This is a genomic window from Kitasatospora indigofera (genome assembly GCF_014655955.1).
Lineage (GTDB): Bacteria > Actinomycetota > Actinomycetes > Streptomycetales > Streptomycetaceae > Kitasatospora > Kitasatospora indigofera.
In genome coordinates this window covers 110,302-121,882 of the sequence record NZ_BNBO01000026.1, presented here as the reverse complement: position 1 = coordinate 121,882, position 11,581 = coordinate 110,302, and the positions used below count along the sequence as shown (strand labels likewise).

At 74.9% G+C, this 11,581-nt stretch carries 8 protein-coding genes; 4 read left to right on the top strand and 4 right to left on the bottom strand.

The window, feature by feature from the left end:
* Both IE329_RS22265 and IE329_RS22260 read right to left on the bottom strand, forming a co-directional pair.
* The coding region (locus tag IE329_RS22265; protein WP_190212704.1) for an ATP-binding cassette domain-containing protein at positions 1-954 on the bottom strand (954 nt) is incomplete at its 3' end.
* Between the two features lie 117 nt (positions 955-1,071).
* Positions 1,072-2,118, bottom strand: a complete 1,047-nt coding sequence (locus IE329_RS22260; RefSeq protein ID WP_190212703.1) for a substrate-binding domain-containing protein — start codon at positions 2,116-2,118, stop codon at positions 1,072-1,074.
* 533 nt (positions 2,119-2,651) lie between these two features.
* On the opposite strand from IE329_RS22260, the gene IE329_RS22255 reads away from it, so the two are divergent.
* Positions 2,652-3,461 carry a DeoR/GlpR family DNA-binding transcription regulator gene (locus tag IE329_RS22255; protein ID WP_190212702.1) on the top strand — a complete coding sequence of 270 codons (810 nt, stop codon included), beginning with the start codon at positions 2,652-2,654 and terminating at the stop codon, positions 3,459-3,461.
* 407 nt (positions 3,462-3,868) lie between these two features.
* Complete coding sequence (locus IE329_RS22250) at positions 3,869-4,792, top strand: AurF N-oxygenase family protein (protein ID WP_190212701.1); 924 nt, start codon at positions 3,869-3,871, stop codon at positions 4,790-4,792.
* A 108-nt stretch (positions 4,793-4,900) separates the two neighbouring features.
* Here the strand turns inward: IE329_RS22250 and IE329_RS22245 are convergent, their stop codons facing one another.
* Complete coding sequence (locus tag IE329_RS22245; RefSeq protein WP_229927660.1) at positions 4,901-7,333, bottom strand: ricin-type beta-trefoil lectin domain protein; 2,433 nt, start codon at positions 7,331-7,333, stop codon at positions 4,901-4,903.
* Between the two features lie 388 nt (positions 7,334-7,721).
* On the opposite strand from IE329_RS22245, the gene IE329_RS22240 reads away from it, so the two are divergent.
* Complete coding sequence (locus IE329_RS22240; RefSeq protein ID WP_190212700.1) at positions 7,722-8,744, top strand: polyprenyl synthetase family protein; 1,023 nt, start codon at positions 7,722-7,724, stop codon at positions 8,742-8,744.
* 129 nt (positions 8,745-8,873) lie between these two features.
* On the opposite strand, the gene IE329_RS22235 is transcribed toward IE329_RS22240, so the two are convergent.
* Positions 8,874-10,055 (bottom strand): PP2C family protein-serine/threonine phosphatase, encoded by a 1,182-nt coding sequence (locus IE329_RS22235; protein WP_190212699.1) that lies wholly within the window; start codon positions 10,053-10,055, stop codon positions 8,874-8,876.
* A gap of 393 nt (positions 10,056-10,448) precedes the next feature.
* Here IE329_RS22235 and IE329_RS22230 point away from each other — a divergent pair, with 393 nt between their 5' ends.
* Positions 10,449-11,432 carry a zinc-binding dehydrogenase gene (locus IE329_RS22230; RefSeq protein WP_229927659.1) on the top strand — a complete coding sequence of 328 codons (984 nt, stop codon included), beginning with the start codon at positions 10,449-10,451 and terminating at the stop codon, positions 11,430-11,432.
* Positions 11,433-11,581: the final 149 nt, after the last annotated feature.

The following is an 11,581-nucleotide window of genomic DNA, read 5'->3' as shown; positions in this document are numbered from 1 at the left end:
GCCGGCCAGCGCGAGGGCGAGTTCGGAGCGTCCGGCGCCGATCAGGCCGGCCAGGGCGACCACCTCGCCGGCCCGGACGGTGAGGTCGATGTCGCGGACGGCGTCGGTGGTGACGCCCCGGACGTCGAGGACGACCCGGTCGGTGGCGACGTCCTGGCGGGTGAACAGGGTGGACAGGTCGCGGCCGACCATCAGCCGCACCACGTCGGCCTCGTGGGCGTTCCCGGCGTCCAGCACGCCGGCCAGGGCGCCGTCGCGCAGCACCGCGATCCGGTCGGCGAGCCGGAAGATCTCCTTCATCCGGTGCGAGACGTAGATGATGGCGATGCCCTGGTCGCGCAGGTTGTTGATCAGTGCGAAGAGGGCTTCGACCTCGGTGTCGGAGAGCGAGGAGGTCGGTTCGTCGAACGCGATCACCCGGGCGTTGCCGGTCAGGGCGCGCAGGATCTCGACGATCTGGCGCTGGGCGGGGGTGAGTTCGGAGCCGAGCAGGCCGGGGGAGATGACCTTGTCGAAGCCGAACCGCTCCAGGTCGGCGCTGATCCGGCGGCCGAGTTCGGCGCGGTCGAGGCGGCGGCCGGCCCGGCGGGGCAGGGCGCCGGCGTAGACGTTCTCGGCGACCGAGACGTGCGGGATGATCTCCGGTTCCTGCGGGATGATCCGGATGCCGGCCGCCCGGGCCTCGGCCGGGGAGGCGAGGGCGAGGCGGGCGCCGTCCAGGGCGACGTGGCCCTCGGTCGGCCGGTGGTCGCCGGTGAGGATCTTCAGCAGGGTGGACTTGCCGGCGCCGTTCTCCCCCATCAGCGCGGTGACCTGGCCGGCGGGGAACTCCAGGGTGACCCCGCCGAGGGCTTGGACGGCGCCGAACCGCTTGACGATCCCCTCGATGGCGATCACCGGGCCGTCGCCGGTCGGGGGAGGGAGCACCGGGCGTCCGGTGCCGGGGCTGGTCATCGAGGGGCCTCGCAGACGGTGGGACGATCGGCGCGGTGGGCCGATGCGACGGGTGGGTGGGGGCGCCGGCGCGGTGGGGTGGGGGACTGCCGCGCCGGCGCGGCCGGGGGCGCCGGTTCAGCTGCAGCTGACGCCGGAGGCCTTCCAGTTGGAGGCGTCGACCATCTTGGTCGGCGCGAAGGCCTCCTTCGGGAACTCCTTGCCGTTCTTGAGCTTGTCGTACATGGTCTGGACGGCCAGCGCGCCGACGTCGCTGCCGTTGATGAACAGCGCGGCCCTCATGCCCGAGGGCTTGCCCGAGTTCCAGTTCTTGCAGGCCAGGTAGGCGCCGAGGCCGACCCCGATCACGTTGTCGGCCTTGAAGCCGGCGTTCTCCAGTGCCGTGACACCGCCCTGGACGTTCTCGTCGTTGCAGCCCCAGACCACCCAGTGCTTGACGCCGGCGTTGGCGGTCACGGTCGCGGCGATCTTGTCCTGGGCGCCGGTCGGCGTGTTGTCGGTGGCCACGTCGATGTTCTGGACATTGGCGCCGGCCCCGGCGAAGAAGGCGTTCTTCGCGGCCTTCACCCGGTCGGTGCAGACGGTGACGTCCTGCTTCCAGGCGGAGATGGTGCGGGTCTCGGCGGGGTTCCAGCCGGCCTTCTTGAACTCCTCCGCCGCCCGCTTGCCGACCTCGCCGCCCATCTGCTCGCCGCTGAAGCCGATCCGGGGGACGAGCGTGTCGGAGGTGCACACCGCCGGGTCGGGGCCGGTGGTGCAGATCTGGTCGTCGGAGGTGAGCAGCGCGACCTTGGCGTCCTTGGCGGTCTGCACGACCTGCGGGCCGACCGCCGGGTCGGGCACGACCACGATCAGGCCGTTGGACTTCTGGGCGATCGCGGACTTGGCCTCGCTGACGGTCTTGTTGGCGTCGGTGCCGAGGTTGACGACCTTGAGGTCCACCCCCAGCTCCGCGGCCTTGGCCTTCGCGCCCGCGGCCTCGCCGACGAAGTACTCCTGGTCGCCCTGCTTCTGCAGATAGGTGATCGAGATCTTCCCGTCGACCTTGGCGACGTCGCCGCTGCCGGCGGGCTCCTGGCCGGTCGAACACGCGGTGAGGCCGAGGGCGGCTGTCAGGCCCAGGGCCAGGACTGCGGCGGGCCTGCGGTTGCGTGCAGTGAACATGTGCATCCCCTTGCATGGACGGGCCGGTGGTGGCCGGCCCGGTGAGGCATGGTTGCGCGGAGCCCGCCGACTCCGGCCCGGGCGAGGACGGCAGCGGCTTCGCTCGCGGTTTCGATCAGAATTCAACGAGATCAAACGCGATGGGGCACAGGAAAACAGCTGTTTCCGGCGGGAGTCAACCGGGTGACTGACATGAGCCGGATTGAGACCCGGCCGTTACGCGGCAGTCGTCCAACAGATATGCCGCGACCTTGCTTGATCGGATTGCGCCTGAAATCGAGGTGATCGGGTGGGTCTGGCGCCTCGGCGCGGCCGGCTGCCGGCCCCCCCTGGGGTCGGGGGGGCGAGCCCGGGCCAACTGGTGGAAGCGTCAACATTTTCCACCACGCTGTGTGCGCTCCCCGATACGGCGATCAAGAACGATCAGGTTCACTGTTCGTCCGGACGTGGCTGCGCTACCTTGGGCGCCGTCGGTAGACCTCGCACGGCCGTCGTGGCCGTGCCCCGGACGCCGTCGGGACGGAGGGGCAGCCGTGGCGGACCAGGGACTGCTGGCGCAGCAGCGCAGGGCGCTCATCCTGGAGCAGGTGCGCCGGGACGGCGCGGTCAAGGTCGCCGAGCTGGTGGACCAGTTCGGCGTGTCCGACATGACCGTCCGCCGTGACCTCGACGTGCTGGCCCGCGGCGGCGCGGTGGAGAAGGTGCACGGAGGGGCGATCGCCGCCGGGGCCAGCACCGACGAGCCGGGGTTCGAGGCCAAGTCCACCCGTGAGTCGTCGGCCAAGGCCGCCGTCGCGGCGGCCGCCGCCGCCCTGGTCGAGCCCGGCAGTGTGGTGGCCGTCTCGGCGGGGACGACCGCCTTCGCGGTGGCCTCCCGCCTGCTCGGGATCCCCCGGCTGACCGTGGTGACCAACTCCCTCCCGGTCGCGGACCTGCTGCGGACGGCGGCCCGCGAACTCGGCGAGGCCGCCCCCGCGCTGCTGCTGACCGGCGGGAGCCCGACCCGCTCGGCCGCGCTGGTCGGCCCGCTCGCCGACCAGGCGATCCGGTCCCTGCACGTGGACCTGCTGATCCTGGGCACCCACGGGGTGTCCGAGCGGGCGGGCCTCACCACGCCGAACCTGGGGGAGTCTGAGACCAACCGCGCGCTGGTGGCCGCGGCGCGGCGGGTGCTGGTGGTCGCGGACCACACCAAGTGGGGGGTGACGGCCCTGAGCAGCTTCGCCGAACTCACGGAGATCGGCACCTTCGTGACCGACGAGGGCCTGCCGGAGGAGGCCCGGTCGGTGCTCGCCGAATCGGTCGGCACGCTCGTGGTGGCGCCGCCGTCCGGCGGGCGCTGACCACCGGGCCGGCGGCACCCGCCCGGCGGCCCCGCCCCTCCACGATCACCCCTCCGGCCCGTCGGCCCGGTCCTCCGCGACCGGGCCGGCGGGCCGCTGCCGTATGCCGGTGACCGCGCCCATGGGCCGCGGGAGCGGTTCGCCCGCCGGCCGACCCGCCTGGCCGTCCCCGGTAACGCCCTTCCTGTCACCGTGAGTTGACCTCGCTGCCTCGGTGCCGGCTGCCTCCCCCCTTGTGCGGCCGGCCGTTGCCACGGCCCGGGCGGCGGCAGCGGCGCCCGTCCCCAGGTACGGCGGCCCACGCTATTGACGCAGGGTCTAATAGCTTCTAGCTTCTGAACCGGGCCCCCATCGCCACCCCCCCCGACCGTAGGACGGTCGCGCACCCAGGAGCCGAGGAGCCGCTGATGACAGCCACCACCCGCCGGGCGGACAACGGGCCGGACGCTCCCGGCCACGCGCCCGCCCGCGAGCGGACCGCCCAACGCCTGCTCGCCTCCTCGGCGAAGCTCTCGTTCGACCCCGTCAAGGACATCGACTGGGAAGCCGGACCGGAGCCCGGCCGCTACTACTGCCCGCCGCGGCGGCTCTCCCTCTACGGCACCCCGCAGTGGGACCGGATGACGGAGGAGGAGCGGATCGAGCTGAGCAAGCACGAGGTCGCCAGCATCGCCGCCGTGGGCATCTGGTTCGAGGAGATCCTGATGCAGATGCTGCTGCGTCACGCCTTCGACCGCGACCCGACCACCGCCCACGTCCAGTACGCCCTCACCGAGATCGGCGACGAGTGCCGGCACTCGGTGATGTTCGCCCGGATGATCACCTGGATGGGCGTGCCCGCGTACCGCCCGGCGCGGCTCGCGCACGAGCTGGGCCGGATCTTCAAGGCCGTCTCCACGCACAGCCAGACCTTCGGCGGCACGATGTACGTCGAGGAGATCCTGGACGCCTTCCAGCGGGAGGTGATGGCCGACGAGACGCTCCAGCCGCTGACCCGCCAGGTCTCCCGGATCCATGTGATCGAGGAGTCCCGGCACATCAGCTACGCCCGCGAGGAGCTGCAGCGCGGACACCTCGGGCCGGTCCGGCGGCGCTGGGAGCAGCTGCTGATCGGACTGATCATCTACTTCTCCACCACCAGCCTGATCAACCCCCGCCTGTACGCCGCCGTCGGGGTGGATCCCGCCGAGGGGCGCCGGGCGGCCCGGGCGAACCCGTACTGGCACACCACCAAGCGGGAGATGGCGGCGAAGACCCTGGCCGTGCTCGACCGGGCGGGCCTGGTCGGCGGCGCCAACCGGTGGCTGCTGCGGGCGGCCGGCGTGGTCTAGCCCGCCGGCCGGCCCCGCCCGCTACGGCCCCGCCCGGCTCCGTCCCGCCCGCCCGGGACCCGCCCGGCCGCCGGAAGCCGCCGCGCACCGGGCGGGGCCCACGGCGGGTCAGACCCTGGTCCAGTGCCGGCTGTCGTCGCCGGTGCAGACGCCCAGCTCCAAGGGGGCGCCGTCGTCCCTGCGGGCGCCGGCCACGCTCAGGCAGAGCCCGGACGGGCCGCCGACGACGGTGCCGTCCCCGTTCAGGGTCCAGCGTTGGGCGGCGCCGCCGTCGCAGGTCCCGAGGACGACCGGGGTGCCGGGTGCGGTGCCGCGCCCGGCCGGGAGCAGGCACTTGCCGTAGATGGTGAGGGCCGCGCCGGGGGCGAGGGTGACCCGCTGGTTGGCGCCGCCGTTGCAGGTCCACAGCTGGACGGCGGTGCCGTCCGCGCTGCCGAGCGCCGTGGCGTCCGCGCACCGGTCCGATCCGACGCCGACCAGCGTGGAGGTGTCCCCGGCCCCGCTGCCGGTGACGGCCAGGTCGTCGAACTGGGCCGGCTGGTAGCCGCTGGTGCCGAGGCCCGCCAGGCCGACCGAGTAGGTGCTGTCGGTGATGGTGCCGAGGACGGCGCCGTCCAGGGCGGCGGTGATCGTACTGCCCTGGAAGCCCAGGCTGACGGTGTGCCAGGCGGAGCTGCCGGGAGGGGTGGTGGTGCCGCCGAGGAGCGTGCTCACCGACTCGGCGTCGGTGGCGCTGTTCCGGCTGACGGACCAGCTGCCGGTGTCCGAGATCCGCAGGTAGTACCCGGCCTGGTGGCCCGGGGCGCCCTTGGACTGGCGGGTGGCGCGGCCCAGCAGTTCGACGCCGCCGCCCTCCGGGAGCAGGGCGTCCAGGCTGACCGTGTAGTCGCCCCAGCCGGGGTCGCCGATCAGGGCGAAGGGTTCGCAGTCGGCCCGGGACCACTCGATCGGCCGGGTGGGCGCGGCCTGCCGCAGGCAGCCGCCCGGGCGGCCGCCGGCGCACGGCGCGGTCTCGAAGGCGCCCTGCATGTCCGACAGGTAGCGGGCCTCCCGGCCGGCCGGGTAGCGCTCGAAGTCGTCGGTGTAGGGGAGCGCCAGGGCGTGCCTGGCCGGTACCGCGGTGGGAGTGCCCGGCGGGTCCGGTTCGGTGCTGGTGAGGGTGTAGGCGTAGCCGGGCTGCAGGGTGAGGGAGAAGGCGCCGGCCGTGGGGGTCAGGTCCGGCTGCCGGGTCATCCACTGCGCGGGATCGGTCGAGTCGAGCTTGCTGGCCCAGACGTGCACCCTGGTGTCGGGCAGGCCGCCGCGCACCCGGAACGCGGTGCTGCGGGCGGCGGTGGCGGTGGTCGTCTCGACGACGGTCGTCCAGGCGCTGCCGTCGGGGGACTTGAGCGACACGTGGCTGCCGCCCGCCCGGTCGCCGCCGAGGTACCCGCTGCCGGTGTCCAGGTACTGCCAGCCGGCCCGGGTGAAGCGGGTGGTGTGCGCGGTGGCCCAGAGGTTGCGCCCGACGGTGTAGTTGCCTGACCAGGGCTGGTTGGCCAGCAGGAGCCCGTCGGTGGAGAAGGGCAGGCTCTGGTGGACGGCGGCGACCAGCGGCCAGTTGATGTAGGAGGTCATCCGGGCGTCGAGGTAGGCGCGGTTGGTGCCGCGGATCAGCGCGACGCCGTCCTGGTGGTCGTGCGACCCGCTCTCGCTGGCCCAGACCGGCTTCCCGCCGGCCAGCGCGTTGCCGTTCGGCGGCCGGCAGTCGGTCTGGGCGGTCAGGTACCCGCAGGGGTAGTGGATGCCGATGACGTCGACGGCCGCGGCGAACGCGGGGTCGGCGGCCATCGTGTCGGCCACCGTCCAGTCGGCGCCGCCGTCGTCGGCCCCGACGATCCTGGTGGGCAGGCCGTGTGCGGCGAGGGCGGCGTGGAACTCCTGGTACCAGGCCCGGTCGACGTCCTGGTGCTCGTTCCAGCCGCCGACGAAGTCGATGGTCAGGCCGTGGTCGCTGCGGGCGTGCTCGATCCACCGGACGTAGTAGTCGATCATCGCGGTGGACCAGAAGGAGCCGATCCAGCCGGGGGCGCCCCAGGCCAGGGCGTAGAGCCGGATGTCCGGGTTGCGGGCCTTGGCCTGCTCCATCAGCCACCACTCGTAGCCGCGGTTCCAGTCGACGTCGGTGGCGGTGTGCTCGGCGCTGGGCTCGGCGCCGTCGGTGGAGTTGGTGTCCCCGCCCACCTCCACCTTGAGGATCTGCAGGCTCGCGCCGTAGCCGGGCTTGAAGAGCAGGTCCAGGATCTCGGAGCGCTGCGGCTCCGGGTAGTCGTACAGCAGCCGGCTGTTGCCGCCGCCGCCGCTGGCCGCGCCGATGCCGTCGAGGAGCCGCCCGCCGGAGGCCCCGTCGACGGTGATCGTCCCGCCGGCCGCCGGTCCCGGGGCCGCCGGCGGTACCGGGACCGCGGCCGCGGGCGGCGCGGCAGCAGGGTGCGCGGCCGTGGGGGGTGCGGCGCCGGCGGCCGGCGGGACGGCCAGGACCAGCGCGGCGGCCAGGCCCACGGCGCGCAGACGGCGGAGCGCAGGCCGGCGCCGGCCCGTCGGCGGGGCCGGGCGGGCGGGGGTAGCGGCACCGGCCGGGCCGGCGGGCGGGTCCATGGGTGCGGGCGGGTCCAGGGGCGCGGACGCGGGGGCGGGCAAGGCGGACTCCCGGGGTGCTCCGAAGGAATGCCGGGACGTCAGGACGCCGCCGGGGCGGGACTCGTGCGCGCGGCACCGCCCCGCGCCCGACCCGGGGCCGCGTCGCGGGACCCGTGCTACCCGTCCGTCATACCGGCCGGTCCGCCCGCCGGCGGGTGACGCGCCGTGAGCACTCGCCCTACCGGGTGAGCGGAGGCATGGAACGGGCCCCGCACCGGGAACGACTCCGGCCCGACCGGAGGAGGCCGACATGCAGACCGTACGCACCTCGGAGCGGATCACCGAAGCGGTGACCGCCTACCTGGAACCCGCCCTGCGCGAGGCCACGGCCCGGCTCAGCCAGCCGGTCCGGCGGATGGCGGAGTACCACTTCGGCTGGATCGACGCCGACGGCCGGCCCTCGGTGCCCGTCGGGTTCCGGCGGCGGCCCGCACTGGTCGCGCTGCTCTGCGCGGGGAGCACCCGCGAGGCCTGGGACGCGGTGCGCGGCGCCGCCGTCGCGGGCACCCTGATGTCGGCGGCGGGCACCGTGCACGACGACATCGGCGACCGGGAGATGCTCCGCAAGGGGCGGCCGACCCTGTGGACGGTCTTCGGGGTGCCCGCCGCCGTGCAGGTCGGGGTCGCGCTGCACTGCCTGGCCTTCGAGCTGCTGGCGCAGGAGGCCACCCCGGCCTCCTGCGAGCTGGGCCGCCAGGCGGCCTTCGCGATCCGCGAGTGCTGCTCCGGGCAGATCCGCGACCTGGACTCCGAGGGGAGTTCGCGGGCCGACCTCCAGGGTGCGCTGGACCTGCTGGAGAGCACCATCGCGCTGCCGACGGCGGGTGTGGCGATGGTCGGCGCGGTGGTGCGCGGGGCGCCGGTGGCGGAGGTCGAGGCGGCGAAGCTGTTCGGCTACCACGCCGGGATGGCGATGGCCTTCTTCGACGACTGGGAGGGCGTCTGGAGCGACGCCCGGGACCAGCTGGAGGACCCGCTGGCCGACCTCCGCCGGCGCAAGGCGCGGGCCTTCGTCGCGGTGGCGCTGCAGGGCGAAGGACCGGCCCGGGACCGGTTGGCCGCCTTCTACGACGACGGCTCGGACCCGTCCCTGGCGGAGCTGGAGCAGGTGGCCGCGCTGATCGAGGAGTGCGGCGGGCGCGCCTGGCTGGAGGACCGGATCAGGGAGCACGTCCGGCTGGCCGCCCGCGCGCTGCCCGGTGCGGTGCCCGACCCGGTCGCCCGGGCCGAACTCGCGGCCTTCGTGAACATGATCGCCGACGAACTGCCGTAGCGGGCCGCCGCCCCGGCGGACGGCCGAGGCCGTACGGCCGCGTCCGCACGGCCTCGTCCGGACGGGACCGCGAGCGGACGGTGGCTCGCGCGTACGGACGGCATCGCGGGCCGAGCCCCTCCGGGCCGGCTACGGCGCGTCCGGCGCCGCTCCGGCGTGCCCGCCGGGCTCGTCCGGCGCGGCCAGGCCGGCCGGGGAGCGCCACTGGGCGGGGGTGCGGCGCAGCGACAGGGCGGCGATGTCGTCGCGCCGGGCGCCGGCGGTGAACCGGTCGATGTCGCTCCGCAGGGCGGTGAGCAGCTCCGCCGGGGGCAGCTGGGCCATGTCGGGCAGCCGGCGTTCCAGGGGGTAGAAGCGCCCCTGGGGGTCGCGGGCCTCCGTGACCCCGTCGGTGTACAGCAGCAGGGTGGTCCGCGGCGGGAGGTCGAACCAGCCGACGAGGCGGGGGCCGTCGGCGAGGGCGGCCAGGCCCAGCGGGACGGCGGTGTCCGCGATCGGGACGGACCGGCTGCCGCCCTCGTCGATCAGGTACGGCTGGAGGTGGCCGCAGTTGACCACCTGGACTTCGGCCGACTCGTCGATGCTCAGGGCGAGCGCGGTGACGAACCGGGACGGCTCCTCGTTCTCCTCGGCGAAGGCGTTGTGGCGGACCACCGCGTCCTCCAGGGCGTCGACCACGGCGGTGAGCGTGGGTTCGCGGAAGGCCGCCTCGCGGAACGCCCCGAGGACGGCGAAGCCGGCGCCGATCGCGGCCAGGCCCTTGCCCTGGACGTCGCCGATCAGGACCCTGGTGCCGTACGGCGAGCTGACGATCTCGTAGATGTCCCCGCCGACCAGGCGGTCCTCCTCCACGGGCGAGTAGAGGCCGTCCACCATGACCTGCCGGGTGACCGTCGGGAGCGGCCGCAGGATCTGCCGCTGCAGGGTGACCAGGGTGGAGCGGAGCCGGTCCAGCTCGCGCTGCCGCGCCGTCCGCCAGAAGCAGGCGGCGACGGCCAGCGCCTGGAAGGCCAGCGCGGCGACGGTCGCGGCGACGACGTCACCGCGGTGCGCCGGGTGCTCGTAGAGGAACGACGCCCAGAGGCCGGCCATCGCCCAGGCGGAGGCGATGACCGTCTGGCGGACGCTGCCCAGCCCGGCCACCAGGGCCGGCAGCACGATCAGCAGCGGCGAGAGCCGGCCCGCGGTGCTGGTGGTCACGGCGAGCAGGACGACCATCAGGGTGACCAGGATCAGACCCGGCCAGAACACGCGGGCGTTCAGCGCGGAGCGGTCGGCCCCCGCCTCCCGGGGAGTGGCTGTCGCGGTCATCTGTCCTCTCCTGGCCCGGCCGCGGCCCCCGGCGGGCGACGGCCGTGGTCCCGGACTGCGGGTTGCTCTGCCTCCATTGCCGCGCGCGAGGACCGTCGGCGCCACCGGACCGCCCGCGGGCCGCCGGCCGGGGGCCGCGCGGGGCCCGCGGAACCCGGGGTCCGCGGCGGTCACGCGGGGTAGCGTGGCGGCGGGCAGCAGGCCGGCCCGCCGGGCCCCGCGCGTCGGCCGGCGCCGGGCCCGGGGCAGCCGTGCCCGCGCCGCCGCCGTACCCGGTGCCGCTGACGGCCGCACGCTGACAGCCGCACGGTGACGGCCGGACGGTGACGGCCGGGTGCCGTCGGACGGCCGGGCGGTGCCGCCCACCCGACCGGACGACCAGGGGAGAACGTGATGGACAGGACGATGCGGGCCGTGGTGCTGGACGGGCCGGGGCCGGTGGAGCAGCTGCGGCTGACCCGGCTGCCGCTCCCGGAGCCGCCCCCGGGGTGGGTCCGGATCAAGGTCGAGGCGTTCGGGCTGAACCGCTCCGAGCTGCACACCCGGCTCGGCCTCGCCCAGGGGGTGACCTTCCCCCGGGTGCCCGGCATCGAGGCGACCGGGACGGTGGACGCCGACCCCGACGGCGTGCTGCGCCCGGGCCAACAGGTCGCGACGCTGATGGGCGGCATGGGCCGCACCTTCGACGGCGGCTACGCCGAGTACACGGTGGTGCCCCGCGCACAGGTGGTGCCGTTCCGCTCCGAGCTGCCCTGGGAGGTCCTGGGAGCCGTCCCGGAGACCCTGCAGACCGCGTACGGGTCGCTGACCGTCGGGCTGGACCTGCGGGCCGGGCAGTCCCTGCTGATCCGCGGCGGCACCTCGGCGCTCGGCCTGGTGGCGGCCACCCTGGCCAAGGACCTCGGCGCCACCGTGCTGGCCACCACCCGCGCCGCCGGGCGGGTGCGGGCGCTGGCCGACCACGGCGTCGACCACCCGGTCCTGGACGACGGCGAGGTCGCCGCCCGGGTCCGGGCGATCCTGCCCGGCGGGGTGGACGCGGCGCTGGAGCTGGTCGGCACGCCGACCCTGCCGGACACCCTGGCGGCGACCCGGGTGCACGGCACCGTGTGCTTCACCGGGATGCTCTCCAACCGGTGGACGGTCCCGGACTTCTACCCCATCGACTACCTGCCCCGGGGCGTGCGGCTCACCGCCTACTCCGGCGGGGCCGCGGACCTGCCCGCCCGGGTGCTGCAGCGCCACCTCGACCGGATCGCCTCCGGCGAACTCACCCCCGGGCCCACCCACGTCTACCCGCTCGACGCGATCCGGGCCGCGCACGAGGACCTCGAACACGGCCGCCGGATCGGAAAGCTGGTCGTCCGCACCGGCTGAGCGCGGCCGCGGCGGGCCTCCCGGCAGCCCGGCGGGGGCCGCCCGGCCCGGTGCCCGGCGGCGCCCCCCGGGGGGCGGCTCCGTCGACGGGCCGTCAAAATCGTATACATAGTGTGGGACCGGTGAAAGTCGCCCGCGTCTTTCGTTCA